We start from the raw sequence: 17,344 nt of genomic DNA on the forward strand, positions 1-17,344 counted from the left end.
TCAGGCCTTCTTGGGGAGCAACTGCTCCACGTCCGCGTGCGGCCGCGGGATCACGTGCTTGCTGACGACCTCTTCGCCCACCTTCGCCGCGGCGGCGGCTCCGGCGTCGACGGCGGCCTTCACCGCGCCGACGTCGCCACGCACGAGGACGGTGACCAGGCCGGCCCCGACCTTCTGGTAGCCGATCAGGGTGACGTTGGCCGACTTGACCATGGCGTCCGCCGCCTCGACGGCGCCGACGTAGCCCTTGGTCTCGACCATGCCGAGTGCCTCACTCATGGTTGCGTTCCTTTCCTACTTCTTGGGAGTACGGGTGCCGGAGGACCGGCGGCGCGGGGACGCCGGCGTGGAGGCCTTCCTGGGAGCCGGCGGCGCGGGCGCCTCGGCCACGGCCGGCTCGGCGGCGGGCTCGGCCGCTGCCGCCGGCTCCGGCTCGACCAGCGTCGGCTCGGGCTCGGGCTCGACCAGGGTCGGCTCGGGCTCGGCGACCGGGGCGGGCTCCGGCTCAGGTTCCGGCTCGGGGACGGGCTCAGGCTCGGGCTCGGGAGCAGGCGCGGGCTTCGGCGCGAGGCCGACGGTGACGTCGGTGAGCACCACGGGCGACAGCTGGTCGGACGGGCGCGGGATCACCGAGGTGGCGAACACCTTCGTGATCCGGGACGCCGCGGCGCAGGCGGCCTGGACGGCGGAGGTGACCGCGGACACCTGGCCCTCGATCTTCACCGCGACCATTCCCATGCCGTCGGTGGTCTCGTAGCCGATCAGCTTCACGTCCGCTGTCTTGAGGGCGACGTCGGCGGCCTCGACCGCCGCGGGCAGGCCGAGCACCTCGATGGTGCCGAGGCTGAGTTGTGGCATGAGTGCTCCTTCAGGCAGTCAGCTCGATGAGTGGCATTCGTTTGACGAGCCGGGCGGCGTTGGCGCCGGCGGCGCGGTCGTTGGCCTCGGTCGCGTTCAGGCGCGCGGCGAGGTAGGGGGCGGAGGCGGGGAGCTTCTCCGTGGTCACGACCACGAAGTCGAGGCTGACCCCGATGCCGATGCCGAGGCGGGACTCCAGGCTGGCCTCGTGCGCCAGCACGAGGGGGTTGAGCTCGGCGTGGCGGGTCACCTCGACCGGCACGCCCTCCTCCTCGATGCCGTGCAGCACCTCGAGGATCTGGGTGTCGGCGAGGCGCTCGTTCAGCCGCAGCCGGATCGTGGGACGGTTGGCGTTGCTCATCGCTGCGCCTCCCAGGCCAGCACGAGGCCGGTGGCCACGGCGTTGCGGGGGCCCTCGGTGCCGCGGATGTTCGCGCGTCCGGCGACCACGCGGTACTCGGCCAGGGCCTTGGTGACCAGCTGCGGGATCTCGAAGTCCAGCGCCGAGCCGCCCACCAGCACCACGTGCGCGATGTCGCGGACGTTGCTCGTGGGGCTCACCGCGGCCAGGGCCCGCAGGGCGTTGGTGACGAACACCCGCTCCTTGGCGCGGATCCGCACCTGGCGGATGACCTCCAGCGGGTGCGTGATCTGGAGCGGGATCATGCCCTCGGGGTGCAGCACCACGGTCCGGGCGAAGACGTGCGGGGGCAGCGGGGTGTCGAAGAACTGGACGGTGCCGTCCTCGTGGCGGATGTTGAACAGCGTCTCCACCCGCGCCAGCGGGTAGCGCTTCACGTTCTCGGCGTCCTCCGAGCTCTCCAGCCCGAGCTCGGACTGGATCAGCAGGGTCACCATGTTGCCGGCGCCGGCCAGGTGGATCGACCGCGCGATCCCGTCCCCGCGCAGCACCGACGCGTCGGTGGAGCCGGCACCCATGTCGAGGATGGCGATCGGGACGGACGAGCCGGGCGTGGTCAGCGCGCCACGTACGGCCATGTCAGCCTCTACGCCGCCAACCTCGACCTGGATGCCGAACTGTGCGGTCATGTCGTGGGCGATCCGCTGCATCTGCAGCCGGTCGGCCTTGACCATGGCCGCGATACCGACGGCCGCCTCCAGCGAGAACTCGCCGGCCAGGCCGCCGGTAACCTTCTGGGGCACCTGCGTGTCGACGGCGAGCAGGTCGGTCACCTCGATGCCGGCCGGGTCCCGCTCGGTGAGCCGGCCCATGACCACACGGACCTTCTCCATCATGCCGCCGATGTTGGTGCCGGCCTCGCCACGGACGTTCTGGATGCGGCCGACCGAGCCGGCCACGCGCATGATCTCCTCCGCGCCGCGGTCGACGTCCACATCGGCGGTGCGGTCGCCGATGAAGGTCAGGGACCCGGCCGGGATCCGGCGCTCGGTGACGTCGCCCTTGGGGGTCTTGATCACCACGGCCGACCGGTTCCCGACCAGCGAGCGCGCCATCGGGACGACCGATGCGGTCTCGTCGGAGTCCAGCCCGAACAGCGTGGCGATGCCGTACGGGTTGGCGAGGGTCTCGATGATCCGGCCGACCTCGGCCACCTCGATGGCCGCGAGCATGTGCAGCGGCACCTTCTCGATGAGGCCGACCTCGTCGACGATCGGGATCTTGTGCAGCAGGCGGTTGTGCACCAGCACACCGTCGTCGCGCTGCAGGATCGCCCCGGCGACGTCGACCCGGCCGGCAGCGGCGTTGATCCGGGAGGCGACCTCCTCGAACGAGTAGCCGCGGTCGGCCACCACGATGTACGGCGTGCCGGCCGGAGCGTGCTCGAGCTCGGCGAGGGGAATGGTCGTCCCCACGCCGATCCCGAGACCGCCAGGAGTGGTCGGGTTGTGCCCGATCATGGTCGACTCGGTGATGATCGTCTCCGAGATCGTCTCCATGGCCACGTCGCCGATGACCGGCGCCGCTTCGTTGATCCGGATCAGGTCGAGATCCGACAGTTTCCGGGAGGCTGCGTCCAGCGCCATCGTGAGCGCGTGGAACACACCCTGGGTGTTCTGGGCCGTCCCCTTGATGCCGGTCGTCGGCACGATCGAGGACGCCAGGAACACCGGGGTGGCACCCGAGGAGATCTCCGCGAGTGCCACCTCGGTGGTGGCGTTACCGATGTCGATACCGGCGATCAGTGCCATGTCGGTTCAGTTCCCAGGTCGTACGGACAGGTCAGGGTCAGTCGACCTTGAGACGGCCGCGCTTCTCGTAGACGTCCGCCGCTTCCCGGATGAACGCGGCGTTGATCTTGCACCCGTACTTGGTCTCCAGCCCCTCGGCGATGCCGTAGAGCTCGCCCTTGGTCGAGCGGTACGGACGCAGGGCGTTGTAGACCTGCAGGAGCTCGGCGTCGGGGACCTTGATCAGCTCTGCGGCACGCCGCATGTTGCGGGCGAGCGTGTCGCGACCGACGGACTCGGCCACCTGGGCCTGCATCTCGAGGGTCTCGGGCGCGATGCGGAAGTCATCGGCCGTGAGCTCGCCGGACTTCACCTTGTCGAGGCTGAAGTCGGCCAGCACCTTGCCGGTGGCTGCCTTGATCTTCTCGGGCATCCGCTCGCCCAGCGGGTAGCTGGACGCGTCGACCGCACCGGCGGCCGCCGGCTTCTTCGCGAACGACACCTGGTCGGAGCCGAGGTTGGCCATGACTTCGGCCATGATCTGGCGGATCAGTTCTTCGGATTCCATATCCTCGTCTCCTACCGGTACTCGACCCGGAGGGTCTGAGTCTTCTTGTTCGGGTCGCACAGCTGGGTCTCCTTGATGTGCCACAGCGCCGCGATGGCCTGGTACTTCGGCCGTGCCATCTGGTCGTTGCGCACCGGCACGGGGGCCGGCGACTCGCCCTTGGCGTACTTGGCAGCGTTCTGGCCGATGGCCCGGAACGTGTCGAGGTCGACCAGGGGAGCCTGGGAGAACAGCTCGAGGTTGGACAGCGGCGGCAGGTCCTTCTGGTGGATCACCGTCGTGCCGCGGGACTGGATGCCGATGCCGATGCCGGAGCCGGACAGCTTCGCCGCCTCGTGGGCGATGAAGCCGACGTCCGCGGTGCGGAACACCCGGATGAACCGGTAGGTGAGTCCCTGCTCCTCGATGCCGGCACACAGTTCCTTGATGGCGTCGGCGTGCGGGATGCCGACGATCGTGTTGACCATCCGGCCACCGAAGCCCGGTGCCAGGGCGATCACGACCTCGCGCGGGTTGGTGCCGCGCTCGGCCGCCCCGGCCTCGCTGATCTTCAGTTCACCGGCGGTGCCCACCACGCTGGGCGCGGTGGCGACGGCCGTGGCCGCCTTCCCCGAGCCCTCGGTGAACTCCTTGATGACGCCTTCGATGATGCTGCGCAGTGTCTTTTCGTCCATCTCGCTCTCGCCTCACACGTTCTCGGGGCTCATGGCCTGGCGGATGTTCTTCAGCTGCGCCCACTTCTCGTCAGAGATCTGGTAGCCCGTCTGCGGCCCGCGGTAGTCGTTGGGCTGGTTGACCGCACTGACGACCTCGAAGTCCTTGGTGAGGATCGCCGAGGTGTGCAGGTAGTCGCCCGCCACGCGCTGCTTGAGCATTCCGAAGACGGAACCGGCGACATCCTCGAAGCCGGTCTTGGCCAGGGCCTTGACGATGTCCACACCGGTCAGGCCCCGCTTGAGCAGGTCCTCCGCGGCCTTCAGGTCCTCCACCATGTTGCGGTTCGGCATGTCCTGCGAACCACGTGCGTAGGTGGCGGCCTCGACCTCGGCGTCGCTGACGTCGGTCAGCCCGAGCTCACGGAACAGCGCCTGGATCACCTTCGCGGCCTTGTTGCGCACCCGCACCACGTCGTCCTCGAGGACCGGGACCAGGCCACCGTCGACCTTGAGGTCGCGCTGGATGATCAGCCAGTCGTCGTAGTCGTCGGCGTCCCAGTTGGAGCCGGCGAACATGTTGTCGTAGTTCGGGGTGGCCGAGTAGCCGGAGCAGATGAAGTCCGTGCCGGGCACGAACTGCATCAGCGACCGGGCGACACGACGCAGGTCGGAGTGGGTGAAGGTCTGGTCGTTCGACGACGCGCACTCGAGGTCGAGCGCCATCGCGATCAGGTTCTCGGCCAGGATCGCCCGGATACCACCGGGAACCGCGGCCGGGACGCCCACGCAGGAGACGGAGCCGTTCTGGATGCCCTGGGAACCGGCTGCCTTGGTGATGTACAGGCAGCGGGCCTCCAGGTACAGCATCGACTTGCCCTCGGCGTAGCCCATCTGGACCTCGGAGCCGGTACCGGAGGTGAACCGCATCTTCAGGCCGCGGGACGCGTAGCAGGAGGCCAGGAAGGCCTTCGACCACGGGGTGTCGTCGCCGTCCATGAAGACCGGCTCGGTGCCGTAGACCGAGACCGTCTCGGCGTACGCGGTGAAGCCGCGCATGCCCAGGTTCAGCTCGGTGGCCTCCTCGACCGCACACTGGGTGAGGATGCCCGGACGACCGACCTGCGCACCGACCATCAGCGCGATGGCGTTGTACGGCGCGATGCGCGCGACGCCGACGGTGGTCTCCAGCTCGGCGAAGCCGCGCAGGGCGGCCTCTGCGGCGTCAGCGGCGATCTGGACCGGGTGGTCCTTCACGTTGGTGACGTGCGCCTGGTTGGCCGGGGACTTGCGGGCCCGCATCTTGTTGACGGCCATCATCATCTCGAGCACCGTCATCTTGCCCACGACCTCGCAGATCTTCGCGGGGGTCATGGCGGTGGTCAGCTGGACCACCTCGGAGCGCGGGACGTTGATGTCGCACAGCTTCCTGGCCAGGTCGAGGGAGTCCATCCTGCAGACGGCCTCGGCGTTGTCCAGCTTGATGCCGTAGTCGGCGACGAAGGTGTCGATCATGTCGAAGTCGGCGCGCTGCTTGCCGTCCATCTCCACGACCTTGCCACCCTCGATCCTGATCGAGGGCTTGGGGTCGTTCGGGCCGCTCATCGCGATCAGGCCGACCTCAGGCCATTCGGTTACGTACCCGTCCTGGTTGACGGGCCGGGCATCGAGTGCCTCGAAACGCTTGCTCTTCACGAAGAAGCCTCGTCTCAGATGTAGGGGGTCGTGACGGAGCCGGGGTACGCACCGAGCGCACCGAGCAGGCCACGGCCGACCTCACGAGCGGCGATGATCGCCTGGCGGACCGCACCGGAGTCGCCACTGAAGAACGAGATGACCTCGTTGGAGTAGCTGGTGCCGGCGGCGGGGCTTGCGTACCCGATGACGTCGATGGTCGATGCCTTCACCGCGGTGTCGGCCAGGACCACGCCGATGGCGGCGGGGGCGCCGACGGTGATGCCGAAGGACTTGCCGAGCGGAGCGCCGAACGCCTTGTTCAGGGCGTAGGAGGCCCGCGCGGTGTACTGGAACTCCAGGTGTCCGGCGTCGTTGGCGTAGACATCGCCGAAGGTGCGGTCGAGCTCGCTCAGGGCGACCTCGACGGCCCGGCGGGCGTCGGAGACGTCCACGGCACCGAAGACGATCAACGAGCCGTGACCGGCGCCACCCTTGGTGTCGCGCGGGAGCTCGATGGTGACGATCTCGGTGTTGGTCGCCTTGACGGCCTCGTCCGCGGCGAAGATGTGCGGGCCGGCGCCGGTGCGGGCACCCAGGATGCCGATCGACTTGTACTTCGGGTCGATCTTCATCAGGGCGTGGATCTGGGGATCGACGTTGGCGATCACCAGGCCGATGGTGTCGCCCAGCGGGTTGCAGCCGACGTACTCGGTGCTGGCCGGACGGGCACCTGCGGGTGCGGGGGCTGCTGCGGGAGCAGCGCCGCCGTCGATCTTCTTCATGACGGCGGACATGATCTGGTTGACCAGTTCTTCACTTGCCATGGGGACTCACTCCCTCACTTGTCCGCGGACGGGAGGATCTTCTCCACATCGGTGTGCGGGCGCGGGATCACGTGGACCGAGACGAGCTCGCCGACGTTCTGGGCGGCAACGGCGCCGGCGTCGGTGGCGGCCTTGACCGCGCCGACATCGCCGCGGACGAGCACGGTGACCAGACCCGAGCCCACTCGCTGGCTTCCGATGAGAACGACGTTGGCAGACTTCACCATCGCGTCTGCGGCTTCAACGGCGGCGACGAAACCCTTCGTCTCCACCATTCCGAGGGCTTCTTGCATTCCAGACTCCTCCGTTGGGTCGGTGCTTCACCGGAGCCGACACTGGCCCCGGTCGTTGTTGAGGCTAGGTCGCGGGCACGGCACGAAACGGACCTCGGGCGATCCCTTTCGGGTCGCTTTCCTGACCCAAGGACGACCAAAAATTGCACCTGCCGCGACCAATTCGTGCAGGTCAGCACAGGACGGTCCGGGCGGTTGACACTGCCGCCCCTGCTGCTCACGATGGGCTCGTCGGGACGGGCGCCGCTGCCCCCGCTCCGGCCCCGAGGAGAGGTGTCATGTCGGAGAAGCAGCGCATCATCCAGGAGTTCGTCCCGGGCAAGCAGGTGACGCTGGCCCACGTCGTGGCGAACCCCGACGCGCGGCTGTACCCGAAGATCGGCCTGCCGCCCGGCGGCGGTGCGATCGGGGTGATGACCATCACGCCCAGCGAGGCCTCGATCATCGCCGCGGACGTCGCCACCAAGGCCGCGGCCGTCGAGCTCGGCTTCGTCGACCGCTTCTCCGGCTCCCTGGTCGTGATCGGCCGGCTCACCGACGTCCAGTCGGCGGTGGAGAGCGTGGTCAGCACGCTGTGCGACGAGCTCGGCTTCGCGCGTCCGCCGTTGACGCACACGTGAAGCGGATCCTCCTCGTCGGCAGCGTCGGTTGCGGCAAGACCACCCTGCTCCAGCGGCTGCACGGCGACGACCTGGTGTACTCCAAGACCGAGTCGATCTACGCGGAGGGCCAGGTGGTCGACACCCCGGGGGAGTACCTCGAACTGCCGTGGTTCAAGCACGCGCTGCGGCTGGCGTCCTTCGAGGTGGAGCTGGTGGTGCTGCTCGCCTCCGCGACGGTCTACGAGGCGAAGTTCCCGCCCGGCTTCACGACCTTCTTCATGCCGCCCTCGATCGGCGTCGTGACCAAGACCGACATCGCCACCCCCGAGCAGGTCTCGATCGCCGGCGACTACCTGCGGCTCGCCGGGGTCACCGAGACGCTGTCGGTCTCCGCCCTCACCGGGGACGGCATGGCGGCCCTCACCGAGCGGCTCGCCTGACCGCGTCCGTCAGACGATGGCGTGGAGGATGCCGGCCAGGTCGCCCTCGGTCGCCGGGACGGGGTTGCCGGACGTGCAGAAGTCCTTGCGGGCCGTCGCGGCCAGCGTCGGGATCGCTGCGCGGAACTCGTTGGCGTCGATGCCGGCCTCGGTGATGCTGCCCGGCATCTCGAGCTCGCGGCGCAGCCGCTCCAGCCAGCCCACCAGGCCGAACACGACGTTGCGGTCACTGGACGCGGTGAGGCCGATCGCCTTCGCCAGGCTGACGTAGCGGCGGCCGACGTCGGAGACGTAGCTCGGGCGGACACCGAGCACGCCGGCGTTGTACTCGATCACGTGCGGCAGCAGGATGCCGTTGAGCCGGCCGTGGGCCACCTTGAACGACCCGCCGATGGAGTGCGACAGGCTGTGCACGATTCCGAGCCCGGCGTTCTGGAAGGCGATCCCGGCCATCGTCGCCCCGGTGTGCTGGTGCTCGCGGGCCTTCAGGTCGGTATTGCTGCGGAAGCTGCGCACCAGGTAGGTGTCGGCGATCCGGAGCGCCTTCTCGGCCAGGGCGTCGGAGAAGTCGTTGTGCCCCAGCGCGACGTAGGCCTCGATGGCGTGGCTGACCGCGTCCATGCCGGAGTCGGCGACCAGCCGCGGCGGTGCCGTCGCGACGGCCTCGGGATCGAGGATGGCCACGTCGGGCAGCATGTCGTCGGAGAACAGCGGGAGCTTCACGTGGCTGTGCGGGTCGGTGACGACGGAGAACGACGTCACCTCCGAACCGGTGCCGCTCGTGGTGGGGATCACGTAGAAGCCGGCGTCCGTGCGGTGGCCCTGCTCGAGCGCGAGCTTGCGGACCGCCTTGGCCGTGTCGATCGGCGACCCGCCGCCGAGCGCCACCATCGCCTCGGGCCCGAAGGCGAGGAACGCCCGCAATCCCGCGGCGACGGCCGTGATGTCGGGATTCGGGATGACCTGGTCGAACACCTCGACGGTCGCCGCAGACAGCGCGTTGCGCACCTGGCCCATCAACGGCGTCGTCGCCATGAACGAGTCGGTGATGATCAGGACCCGGCGCCCGTCGAGGTCGGACAGTGCCGACAGCGAATCAGGCCCGTAGCAGAGCGTTGTGGTGAGCTGGAAGCGAAACACCGGTCGGTCTCCCGTCGCGCGTAGAAGCCCGACGCCGGTACTCGCTGGGAGACACACCGGTGTGCGCCCGGAACACCCTGGAGAAGTAGTTCACCTGGTTGAAGTCGAGCTCCGTTGCGATCCTCTGAACCGGCATCTGCGTGCAAGCTAACATCAGCTCCGCACGCGAGATCCGCCACGCTGTGACATACGACACGAATGTGTAGCCGGTGACCGATTTGAACAACTTCGACAGGTGGCCGGGCGACCAGTGCGTGGCCGCGGCCGCCTCGGTGAGCGACAGCGCCCGGTTCGGGTGCCGCGCGATGTCGTTGAGCAGGTCGCGCAGGTCGCGGTTGCGGTGGGGCCGTCCGCGCAGGATCTCGTCCAGGACCGTGCCCAGCAGGCGCTCGAAGTAGAGCTGCATCTGGTACCGGTTGACCGACGCCGCCCTGCGTTCCCGGTAGCGCTCCACCATCTGTGACAGGTGCGGGACGAGCCTCGGCGCGCAGTCCCTGGCGATGTCGACGACCTGGTCCTCCAGCCGGGCGATCCCCTCCCTCAGGTCTTCGGCCTCGGCGTAGACGGTGTCCAGCAGCTGGCTCACCTCGGCGTAGGCGCCGGCGAGGTCCTCGGACTCCAGCGCCGCCTGCAGGGCCCCGTGCGGCCGTGCCGGCGCCGGACGGTGCGCGTTCGGGCTGGGCACCACCTGGACGGGGACGATCCGCGGCAGCGGCCGTTCGGGCGTCCCGGAGGCGGGCAGCGGGTGCTGCGGGCCGAGGCGCTTCGGCAGCCGGACGCCCTCGATGCTCTCGCTGAGGCCGAGCAACGTCTTGGCCGCCGCGGCGACGCGCCGCAGGTTCGACTCGGGCACCTGCTTGTACAGCTCCTCGAGCTGGCCGTCGCCGTGCCAGGAGGAGAGGCCGGTGAGGTAGCCCGGTTGCTCGGCCTCGGGCACGCGCACCTGCCCGCACAGGATGGCGCCGACGTACTTGTCGCCGTCGGTGACCGGCACCGAGAAGTCGACCAGGCCCGAGTGGCACCGGTAGATGTGCGGCGCGCCCTCGATCAGCGACTGCAGGCCGCCGTGGGCGTCGCACCCGTAGCACAGTTTGCTGCGGACAGGGTCGCTCCGCATGAGGCGGCAGAAGTCCGTGAACGCGTAGACGCTGGTCACGGGGACCCCGCGCGTGTCCACGGCGACAGTCGCGAGGCCCGTTGCCTCTGAGAAGTCCTCAAGTACTTTCTGGAGCTGGCCGAGGTCCAGCACCGCCCCAATCCCAAGCTCAGCCATTGATGCCTCCGGTTGGATCGGTGCCGACACTAGTCCTGCCGGGACGGGCTGTGAAGGGACGGTCCCACCGATCGGTTTCGGTGCCGTCCGGCGCTCCCCCTTCCGCTGGGAGCGCGAGCGCAGTACACTCCCCGCCCCCTCGCCAGGGACGCCGTTCCGGGGCCTTGCGCGACATCGGCGGACCGGCGCCGGAAAGGTGTACGAACTCGTCCGAACCGACGAAATCCAAAGCCAACTCTCAGGAAATCAGCGTGGTGTCCCCCGCCGTGGGGACTACAATCGCCGACAGGTGTTTTGCTTCACAGCAGTCCTTTAGGGATAGGGGACGCAAGCCCCGCCTCCATCCAAGGCGGGGCTGAACCCTTTTCTGGGGTCCTGTCGCGCGCCTCCTCCACTCCCGCCCCACCCGTCGCCGCGGCGGGTGCATCATGGCCCTGGGCAGAGGAGAGGGACGCCGAGATGGACGCCGACGACATCCGCACCGTGCTGGTTGTGGGGGCCGGGACGATGGGACAGCAGATCGCCCTGCAGTGCGCGGCGCACGGCTTCGCCGTGACGCTGCTGGACACCGAACGGGCCGCCCTCGACCGGGCCCGTGCCCGCCTGGACGCGCTCGCCGGGCACGTCGCGTCCGACCCCGCCTTCGCCCACACCGACGTGGTGGCCGACGTGGCCCGCATCAGCGCGACGACCGACCCGGCGGAGGCCGCGCACGAGGCCGACCTGGTCTCGGAGTCGGTGCCGGAGGACCCGGCGCTGAAGGGCCGTGTGTTCGCCGAACTCGACCGGCTCTGCCCTGCGCGCACGATCTTCGCCACGAACACGTCCTCGCTGGTGCCGTCGCTGTTCGCGGACGCCACCGGCCGGCCGGACCGCCTCGCTGCGCTGCACTTCCACCAGCCGGTGTGGTCGGCCACCATCGTGGACGTCATGCCTCACCCGGGCACCTCCCCGGAGACCGTCGAGACCCTGGTCGGGTTCGCCGGGAGAATCGGCCAGGTCCCGATCCGCCTCCTGCGCGAGAGTCCGGGCTACGTGTTCAACGCGATGTACAACGCCCTCAACCGCGAGGCGATCACCCTCGCAGCCAACGGGGTGGCCACGGTGGAGGACATCGACCGCGCGTGGACGACTGTGACGAAGATGCCGAACGGACCGTTCGGCATGCTCGACCACGTGGGGATCGACACCGCGTGGCACATCACCGACTACTGGGCTCGCACGCTGGGCGACCCGCAGCTCACCCGCAACGCCGCCTTCCTCAAGGGCTACCTCGACCAGGGCCGGGCAGGGGTGAAGAGCGGCCGGGGGTTCTACGACTACCGCTAGCCGCGACTAGGGGGTGACGACGATCTTGCCCCGCGTGTGCCCGGATTCGAGCGCGCGGTAGGCGTCCACCGCATGCTCGAGGTCGTACACCGCGGACACGTGGACGCGCAGTCGACCGTCGGCGACCAGGCCGGCAAGCTCCGCGAGGTCGTCCCGATCGGGGCGGACCCACACGTACTGCCCGCCGAACTCCGACGCCGCCCGCCCGTCGGCGATCGACACGACAGATCCGCCGGGCCTGAGCAGGTCGGGCGTGACGTCGAGGGCCGCGCCGCCGACGCAGTCGAGAACGACGTCGAAGCCGTCCGGAGCGACGGCGCGCGCGGCGGCCACCAGACCCTCCCCGTAGGCGACCGGCTCGGCGCCCAGGCTGCGGAGGAACTCGTGGTTGGCCGGGCCGGCCGTGCCGACCACCCTGGCGCCGGCCAGCACGGCGAGCTGCGTGGCGAACGCCCCGACGCCGCCGGCCGCGGCGTGCACCAGCACCGTGTCGCCCTCGCGGAGCCCGGAGCGGCGGATGCTCTGCAGGGCGGTGAGCCCGGTGAGCGGGAGGGCGGCCGCGTCCTCGAAGCTCACGGTGGCGGGCTTGCGGGTCGCCGTCCGCACCGGCACGGCGACCAGCTCGGCGAGCGTGCCGGAGTGCACGACGTCCGCGCGGGCGTAGGCGAGGACCTCGTCTCCTGCGACGAACTCCGGGGTGTCGAGCCCCGGCCTCACCACCACTCCGGCGACGTCCCACCCCGGGACGGCGGGGAAGATCGTGTCGATCAGCCCGGCGAGGTAGCCCTCGCGCACCTTGTAGTCGACCGGGTTGATGCCCGCGGCGAGCACCTTGACCAGCATGGTGTCCGGGCCGATGTGGGGGTCGGGGACCTCGCCCACCGTCATCACGCCGGGCCCACCGAATTCGTTGTAGTGCAGTGCTCTCACCCCAAGGCCAACCGTTCGCCCGCGCGCGGCATTCCCTCCCCCGGGGCTAGGGTGCGGGAGTGCCGACCGTCCCCGACCCCGAGCCCGCACCCCCGCGCTTCCCGCGCGTGCGGCTCGGCGCGCTGGCCCAGGCGGGGCTCGCGGACGTGGTGGACGGCGACACCGACCTCGACGCGGTCTCGGTCGCCGGGGTGCGGGCGGAGTCGCTGAGCTGGACGGGGCGACGCCGGCTCGGGTCCTCCCGGGTGGAGGACCTGGGCACGGCCAGCTGGAGCGCCCCCGCCGCGTCCTTCGTCGACTCGTTCCTCGAAGGGCTCGAGGTGACCGCACTGGACGCGAGCGGCTCGAGCTGGTGGAACGTCACGGTGACCGCGAGCCGGATCGGCTCGGCGGAGCTGTACGACAGCACGTGGCGCGGCGTGCGGTTCCGCCGGTGCAAGCTCGGCTACCTGAACCTCAGGGGCGCCCGGCTCACCGACGTCGAGTTCGCCGACTGCGTCATCACCGACCTCGACCTCGCCCGCGCGAGCGCCACCCGGGTGGCGTTCCCCGGGACCCGCATCGGACGCCTCGAGCCGACCGGGGCGAGGCTCGTCGACGTCGACCTCCGCGGCGCCGCCGTGGACGACGTCGGCGACGCAGAGGGTCTGCGCGGGGCGACGATCACCACGACGCAGCTGCTCGACCTCGCGCCGGCCCTCGCCGCGCGCCTGGGCATCCGGGTCGACTGAGGCCGGCGGGGCGATCGGACGCCGTCCGCCCGCGGGGGCACCCGGCGTCACTAGACTCCCGAGCGGGCCACCACGAGGAGGGACGCCATGTCCGAGATCGACCTGATCGCCACCATCCCGGTTCCGGCGGACCGGCTGCCGGCCGCGTCCGCGTTGCTGCTGGCCTACGGCGACCTGGTGCGCGCCGAGCCCGGCAACCTCCGCTTCGAGGCCTACCGCGACCGCGACAGCGGCGCCATGGTCGTCGTCGAGCGGTACCGCGACCAGGCGGCTTTCGACGCCCACCTGACCAATCCGGCCAACGCGGAGTTCAACGGAAAGCTCGCCGAGGTGCTGGACGGAGGCGGCTCGAGCCTCCGGATGCTGGAGCCCCTGGGCTGAGTCCCGCTCACAGGGCCAGGCCGTCGTAGCTGACCGCGATGACCCGGTCGATCTCGTCGAACCGGACGGGGTACTCGCTCGACGGCAGTGCCCGCAGGTAGAACCGCAGCGCGTCGTTGCCAGCCGGCTCGATCATCAGGTAGCGCTGAAGCCGGGAGGGACCGACCCGGCTGCGCATGACGTCGTAGACGTCGTGGAGCAGCTCCGTACCGTGGTGCGGCTCGTCCGCCCGTCCGAAGAGCCGCCGTCGGTACCGGTGATCGGGGTGGATGGCGATGTAGGCGAGGTAGTCGTACTGGTCCTCGGGGTGGCTCATCACGATCGCGCCGCCGATGATCCCTTCGGGGAGCCCGAGGGCGTCCGCGTCCGTGGACCGCCTCAGGAACGCCGTGGTGTCGACGAAGTCGCTCCACAGTGTGTGCGACGACCCACCGATCGGGAATGCCGTCTTGAGGATGTCGCGCAGGGCTCGCCGGTCGGGCTTGCGCAGCTCGCCATACGCGTGGTGCTCGTTCACGTACGCCACGCCGAACCCCCTGCCGGACGCCGGGCCGCTCGCCTCACCCGTCCATCCTCCCGGTCCGCGGGCGCCGCGCGGCGAGGACGCGCCCGCGACTCACGACGGCGCGGCGAACCGTTCCTCCGTGTTGTGGTCCAGGAAGTCCGTGACACTGCGCGGCAGCGCCCGTTCGGTGCTCCAGGCCAGCCCGAGCGCACGCGAGCGGCGTGGCTCCAGCGGCACATAAGTGATGTCGGTATCGGCCGGGCGGGTCGGCTCGGGGATGATCGCGATGCCGAGGCCCACACCGACCAGCCCGCGGATGGTGTCGATCTCGCTCGACTCGAACGCGATCCGGACGCGGGCCCCCGCCTCGGCCAGCAACGGGTCGATCACCGTGCGCAGCTCGGTGCTGTGGGCGAACGCGACGACGTCCTCCCCGTCGAGGTCGGACGCGGAGACGCTCGCCAGGCCAGCGAACCGGTGACCGCTCGGCACGGCGACCGTGAGGCGCTGCTCGACCAGCTGCCGCCAGTCGAAGCCGACGCGCGCCGGGCCGGGAGCGGTGACGAAGGCCACGTCGAGCGCATCGGTGGCGATCCAGCCGTAGAGGTCGCGGGCGAACCCCTGGCGCAGTTCGAAGCGGCACTCGGGGGCACCGGACCGGAAGCTGCCGACCAGGCGCGGGACCGCCCACAGCGCGGCGGACTGGAGGAAGCCCAGCCGGACGGTCGCCAGCGGGCCGGTGAGCTGCCGGACGTGCCGGCGCCCGGTCTCGAAGCCTTCCCGCAGGCGCAGCGCGTCCGCACGGAACACCTCGCCCGCCCGGTTCAGCTCGACCCGGCGTCCGCGGCGGGTGAAGAGCTCCGCGCCCAGCTCGGCCTCCAGCCGGGCGAGGGCCCGGGACACGTTCGACTGGTTCACGCGCAGCAGGGCGGCCGCGTCCCTGGTGTTCTCGGTGTCGGCGAGGGTGAGGAAGACCTGCAACGTCTGCTCGTCCACGAGCCCACCCTACTGATGCATGAATCGCATCAGGTATGGGGTCTCGATCATTTCCCGCATCGACGGCTGCGCGCGAGACTGCCGGGGTGACCACCGTCGGACTCCCCGCGCCCGGGCCGGTCGGGGCGCACACCGGCCACATGGCCGGCAGCGCGTCCTACCGGCGGATCGTGGTCGCCCTGATGGCCGGCGGGCTCGCCAACTTCTCGCTGATGTACTTCGTGCAGCCGCTCCTGCCCGCCCTGGCCGCGCACTACCGGGTGAGCGCAGCGGAATCGTCCCACGCGCTCTCGGTGACCACGCTCACGATCATCGCCGGGCTGCTGGTCACCGGGCCGCTCGCCGACCGGGTGGGGCGCGTGCCGGTGATGCGCTGGAGCCTGCTCGCCTCCGGCGTCCTCGGGATCGCGTCCGCGCTGGCCCCGGACTGGACGACGCTGCTGGTCACCCGCGGGTTGCTCGGGTTCGCCCTCGCCGGCCTGCCCGCCGCCGCGCTGGCCTACCTCAGGGAGGAGGTAGCCGCCGGCTCCCATGCCCGGGCCAACGCCGCCTACATCGCAGGGACGGCCGCGGGCGGGGCCGCCGCCCGCCTGCTGCCCGGGCCTCTGGAGGCCCTCGGCGGCTGGCCGCTGGCCGCCGGCGTCGTCGCCCTGGTCACCGTGGTCGCCGGCGCGTTGATGTCGGTCCTGCTGCCCTCGTCGGCCGGCTTCGCTCCCGGGCCCGTGGAGCTGCGCGAGGCCGTCCTCGGCACGCTCGCGGCACTCGGCGACCGTGTGGTCGCGCTGCTCTGCGTGGCCGGCTTCGCCGCGATGGGTGCGTTCGTCGGCACGTACAACGCCGTCGGATTCCGCCTCCAGGCGCCACCGTTCCAGCTGGGCGCCCGGGCCTCTCTCGTGTACCTCGCCTACCCGGTGGGGATCGCCGCACCACTCGTGGCGCGGGCACTGGCCGCACGCGCCGGACGGGGTCGCGCCGTGGGCGGGGGACTGCTCCTGCTGGCCGGCAGCCTCGCGCTGCTGTCGGTACCCGACGTGGCCGCCGTCGTCGCCGGGCTGGCCCTGGTGGGCTTCGCCTTTCTCGGCGTCCACTCGCTGCTCAGCGGCTGGGTGGTCGACCGCGCGCTCCGCCGCGGCCGCGGCACCGCGCAGGCGTCCAGCGCCTACCTCGGCACGTACTACCTGGGCAGCACGATCGCGGGGGCGCTCGCCACCCTGCTCTGGCAGGCCGTCGGCTGGGCCGGGGTGGCACTGCTGGCCGGCCCCCTGACGCTGGTAGCGCTCCTGGCCACCGTCGCCGCCGCACGCACGGACCCGACAACGAGCACCGTTGTTGACCGAGTTCGGTTCACAACGGTGCAGCCTGTGGGACGCGGAACGCCCTAGTCCTCGATCACGTCGAGGCCCTGCTCACGGAGCTGCGCCAGGTGGTCGAGCATGGTCCTGACGGCCTCCGGGGAATGGCCCTCCCAGCCCTCGTGCTCGGCGAGGACGCGGAGGGGGTGGCGGGTGCGGTACGACCGTGTGGGGTTGCCGGGGAACCGCTTGTTCGTCACGTTGGGGTCGTCCTCGAAGGGCCCGGCGGGCTCCACGAGGTAGATGTGGCCCCGCTCGCTGCTGCCCGCGAGGGCGGCCGCCAGCTGCGCTCCCCACGCCGCCGTCTCCACGAGCGTGGTGAAGTAGAGGTGGTTGGAGACCCGTCCCTGCTGGAAGTTGGAGCCGCGGCCCGGGACGAGCTCCGCCCCCGCCTCGAGGACGGCCTGCGTGCCGTGGTAGAACGGGCCCTCGACCTGGGCGAAGTTGTCGACGGTGACCGGCGTGTGGGGTCCCGGGTGCTCGATCATGGTGACCGTCCTTGGTGCTCGGGGGCTGCGGCTGCTCGCTGCCCTGCACCCGCCACCGTACGACGGACGCACTCCCGCCCGGCGCGGCTGGGGTCCGCCAAGACCTGCTGGGAGCGCCTCGCAGGCTATCCCTCCTGGAGGTAGCTGCCAGCA

At 70.6% G+C, this 17,344-nt stretch carries 21 protein-coding genes; 6 read left to right on the forward strand and 15 right to left on the reverse strand.

The features are described from left to right. From ACFQQJ_RS01870 to pduA, 9 genes are read right to left on the reverse strand one after another with little or no spacing between them, the layout of a single operon-like run. Positions 1 to 279, reverse strand: coding sequence for a BMC domain-containing protein (locus tag ACFQQJ_RS01870; RefSeq protein WP_377103491.1), 279 nt, complete (start codon positions 277 to 279; stop codon positions 1 to 3). A gap of 15 nt (positions 280 to 294) precedes the next feature. Beyond that, positions 295 to 858 carry a BMC domain-containing protein gene (locus ACFQQJ_RS01875; protein ID WP_377103493.1) on the reverse strand — a complete coding sequence of 188 codons (564 nt, stop codon included), beginning with the start codon at positions 856 to 858 and terminating at the stop codon, positions 295 to 297. 10 nt (positions 859 to 868) lie between these two features. Continuing rightward, entirely contained in the window at positions 869 to 1,219 is a 351-nt protein-coding gene (locus ACFQQJ_RS01880; RefSeq protein WP_377103495.1) for a glycerol dehydratase reactivase beta/small subunit family protein, read from the reverse strand. Beyond that, a complete protein-coding gene (locus tag ACFQQJ_RS01885; RefSeq protein ID WP_377103497.1) occupies positions 1,216 to 3,030 on the reverse strand; it encodes a diol dehydratase reactivase subunit alpha in 1,815 nt (604 codons plus the stop codon). Before ACFQQJ_RS01885 ends, ACFQQJ_RS01880 begins: the two co-directional genes overlap by 4 nt. Positions 3,031 to 3,067: 37 nt before the next feature. Continuing rightward, positions 3,068 to 3,577: a diol dehydratase small subunit gene (locus ACFQQJ_RS01890; protein ID WP_377103499.1), complete on the reverse strand. Its 510-nt coding sequence runs from the start codon at positions 3,575 to 3,577 to the stop codon at positions 3,068 to 3,070. 11 nt (positions 3,578 to 3,588) lie between these two features. Next, entirely contained in the window at positions 3,589 to 4,251 is a 663-nt protein-coding gene (locus ACFQQJ_RS01895) for a propanediol/glycerol family dehydratase medium subunit (protein ID WP_377103501.1), read from the reverse strand. 12 nt (positions 4,252 to 4,263) lie between these two features. Further along, positions 4,264 to 5,925 (reverse strand): propanediol/glycerol family dehydratase large subunit, encoded by a 1,662-nt coding sequence (locus tag ACFQQJ_RS01900; protein ID WP_377103503.1) that lies wholly within the window; start codon positions 5,923 to 5,925, stop codon positions 4,264 to 4,266. 14 nt (positions 5,926 to 5,939) lie between these two features. Beyond that, the gene (pduB, locus tag ACFQQJ_RS01905) at positions 5,940 to 6,731 is read right to left on the reverse strand and encodes a propanediol utilization microcompartment protein PduB (protein WP_377103505.1); all 792 of its coding nucleotides are present in this window, start codon (positions 6,729 to 6,731) and stop codon (positions 5,940 to 5,942) included. Positions 6,732 to 6,745: 14 nt separating this feature from the next. Beyond that, the gene (pduA, locus tag ACFQQJ_RS01910; protein WP_377103507.1) at positions 6,746 to 7,024 is read right to left on the reverse strand and encodes a propanediol utilization microcompartment protein PduA; all 279 of its coding nucleotides are present in this window, start codon (positions 7,022 to 7,024) and stop codon (positions 6,746 to 6,748) included. A gap of 278 nt (positions 7,025 to 7,302) precedes the next feature. On the opposite strand from pduA, the gene ACFQQJ_RS01915 reads away from it, so the two are divergent. Both ACFQQJ_RS01915 and ACFQQJ_RS01920 read left to right on the forward strand, forming a co-directional pair. Beyond that, entirely contained in the window at positions 7,303 to 7,644 is a 342-nt protein-coding gene (locus tag ACFQQJ_RS01915; RefSeq protein ID WP_377103509.1) for a BMC domain-containing protein, read from the forward strand. Beyond that, positions 7,641 to 8,066 carry a EutP/PduV family microcompartment system protein gene (locus ACFQQJ_RS01920; protein ID WP_377103511.1) on the forward strand — a complete coding sequence of 142 codons (426 nt, stop codon included), beginning with the start codon at positions 7,641 to 7,643 and terminating at the stop codon, positions 8,064 to 8,066. Before ACFQQJ_RS01915 ends, ACFQQJ_RS01920 begins: the two co-directional genes overlap by 4 nt. Before the next feature lie 9 nt (positions 8,067 to 8,075). Here ACFQQJ_RS01920 and ACFQQJ_RS01925 read toward each other — a convergent pair whose 3' ends face one another. Together ACFQQJ_RS01925 and ACFQQJ_RS01930 are read right to left on the reverse strand one after the other, a co-directional pair. Then, on the reverse strand, positions 8,076 to 9,206 hold the full coding sequence (locus ACFQQJ_RS01925) for a 1-propanol dehydrogenase PduQ (RefSeq protein WP_377103513.1): 1,131 nt from the start codon (positions 9,204 to 9,206) through the stop codon (positions 8,076 to 8,078). Continuing rightward, positions 9,163 to 10,479 carry a PocR ligand-binding domain-containing protein gene (locus tag ACFQQJ_RS01930; protein WP_377103515.1) on the reverse strand — a complete coding sequence of 439 codons (1,317 nt, stop codon included), beginning with the start codon at positions 10,477 to 10,479 and terminating at the stop codon, positions 9,163 to 9,165. The genes ACFQQJ_RS01925 and ACFQQJ_RS01930 overlap by 44 nt, the downstream gene beginning before the upstream one ends. A 459-nt stretch (positions 10,480 to 10,938) precedes the next feature. Between ACFQQJ_RS01930 and ACFQQJ_RS01935 the strand changes: the two genes are divergently transcribed. After that, positions 10,939 to 11,808 carry a 3-hydroxyacyl-CoA dehydrogenase gene (locus ACFQQJ_RS01935; RefSeq protein WP_377103517.1) on the forward strand — a complete coding sequence of 290 codons (870 nt, stop codon included), beginning with the start codon at positions 10,939 to 10,941 and terminating at the stop codon, positions 11,806 to 11,808. Positions 11,809 to 11,814: 6 nt separating this feature from the next. On the opposite strand, the gene ACFQQJ_RS01940 is transcribed toward ACFQQJ_RS01935, so the two are convergent. Then, positions 11,815 to 12,738 (reverse strand): NADP-dependent oxidoreductase, encoded by a 924-nt coding sequence (locus ACFQQJ_RS01940; protein ID WP_377103519.1) that lies wholly within the window; start codon positions 12,736 to 12,738, stop codon positions 11,815 to 11,817. Between the two features lie 59 nt (positions 12,739 to 12,797). Here ACFQQJ_RS01940 and ACFQQJ_RS01945 point away from each other — a divergent pair, with 59 nt between their 5' ends. Both ACFQQJ_RS01945 and ACFQQJ_RS01950 read left to right on the forward strand, forming a co-directional pair. Next, on the forward strand, positions 12,798 to 13,469 hold the full coding sequence (locus ACFQQJ_RS01945) for a pentapeptide repeat-containing protein (protein ID WP_377103521.1): 672 nt from the start codon (positions 12,798 to 12,800) through the stop codon (positions 13,467 to 13,469). An 87-nt stretch (positions 13,470 to 13,556) separates the two neighbouring features. After that, positions 13,557 to 13,850 carry a putative quinol monooxygenase gene (locus ACFQQJ_RS01950; protein WP_377103523.1) on the forward strand — a complete coding sequence of 98 codons (294 nt, stop codon included), beginning with the start codon at positions 13,557 to 13,559 and terminating at the stop codon, positions 13,848 to 13,850. A 7-nt stretch (positions 13,851 to 13,857) separates the two neighbouring features. Here the strand turns inward: ACFQQJ_RS01950 and ACFQQJ_RS01955 are convergent, their stop codons facing one another. Further along, complete coding sequence (locus ACFQQJ_RS01955; protein WP_377103525.1) at positions 13,858 to 14,376, reverse strand: hypothetical protein; 519 nt, start codon at positions 14,374 to 14,376, stop codon at positions 13,858 to 13,860. 90 nt (positions 14,377 to 14,466) lie between these two features. Then, entirely contained in the window at positions 14,467 to 15,351 is an 885-nt protein-coding gene (locus ACFQQJ_RS01960; RefSeq protein ID WP_377103527.1) for a LysR family transcriptional regulator, read from the reverse strand. A gap of 86 nt (positions 15,352 to 15,437) precedes the next feature. Between ACFQQJ_RS01960 and ACFQQJ_RS01965 the strand changes: the two genes are divergently transcribed. Beyond that, on the forward strand, positions 15,438 to 16,733 hold the full coding sequence (locus ACFQQJ_RS01965; protein WP_377103529.1) for an MFS transporter: 1,296 nt from the start codon (positions 15,438 to 15,440) through the stop codon (positions 16,731 to 16,733). On the opposite strand, the gene arr is transcribed toward ACFQQJ_RS01965, so the two are convergent. Then, positions 16,730 to 17,191: an NAD(+)--rifampin ADP-ribosyltransferase gene (gene arr / locus ACFQQJ_RS01970; RefSeq protein WP_377103531.1), complete on the reverse strand. Its 462-nt coding sequence runs from the start codon at positions 17,189 to 17,191 to the stop codon at positions 16,730 to 16,732. The two genes, ACFQQJ_RS01965 and arr, sit on opposite strands and share 4 nt — an antisense overlap. Positions 17,192 to 17,344 lie beyond the last annotated feature (153 nt).

It is taken from the genome of Propionicimonas sp. T2.31MG-18, assembly GCF_964266745.1.
Classification (GTDB): domain Bacteria; phylum Actinomycetota; class Actinomycetes; order Propionibacteriales; family Propionibacteriaceae; genus Propionicimonas.

Bases quoted from the DNA above. Each gene is read 5' to 3' on its own strand.
- ACFQQJ_RS01875 (WP_377103493.1), bottom strand. From the start codon at position 858: ATGCCACAACTCAGCCTCGGCACCATCGAGGTGCTCGGCCTGCCCGCG.
- pduA (WP_377103507.1), bottom strand. From the start codon at position 7,024: ATGCAAGAAGCCCTCGGAATGGTGGAGACGAAGGGTTTCGTCGCCGCC.
- ACFQQJ_RS01870 (WP_377103491.1), bottom strand. From the start codon at position 279: ATGAGTGAGGCACTCGGCATGGTCGAGACCAAGGGCTACGTCGGCGCC.
- ACFQQJ_RS01935 (WP_377103517.1), top strand. From the start codon at position 10,939: ATGGACGCCGACGACATCCGCACCGTGCTGGTTGTGGGGGCCGGGACG.
- ACFQQJ_RS01885 (WP_377103497.1), bottom strand. From the start codon at position 3,030: ATGGCACTGATCGCCGGTATCGACATCGGTAACGCCACCACCGAGGTG.
- pduB (WP_377103505.1), bottom strand. From the start codon at position 6,731: ATGGCAAGTGAAGAACTGGTCAACCAGATCATGTCCGCCGTCATGAAG.
- ACFQQJ_RS01890 (WP_377103499.1), bottom strand. From the start codon at position 3,577: ATGGAATCCGAAGAACTGATCCGCCAGATCATGGCCGAAGTCATGGCC.
- arr (WP_377103531.1), bottom strand. From the start codon at position 17,191: ATGATCGAGCACCCGGGACCCCACACGCCGGTCACCGTCGACAACTTC.
- ACFQQJ_RS01930 (WP_377103515.1), bottom strand. From the start codon at position 10,479: ATGGCTGAGCTTGGGATTGGGGCGGTGCTGGACCTCGGCCAGCTCCAG.
- ACFQQJ_RS01880 (WP_377103495.1), bottom strand. From the start codon at position 1,219: ATGAGCAACGCCAACCGTCCCACGATCCGGCTGCGGCTGAACGAGCGC.
- ACFQQJ_RS01950 (WP_377103523.1), top strand. From the start codon at position 13,557: ATGTCCGAGATCGACCTGATCGCCACCATCCCGGTTCCGGCGGACCGG.
- ACFQQJ_RS01915 (WP_377103509.1), top strand. From the start codon at position 7,303: ATGTCGGAGAAGCAGCGCATCATCCAGGAGTTCGTCCCGGGCAAGCAG.
- ACFQQJ_RS01895 (WP_377103501.1), bottom strand. From the start codon at position 4,251: ATGGACGAAAAGACACTGCGCAGCATCATCGAAGGCGTCATCAAGGAG.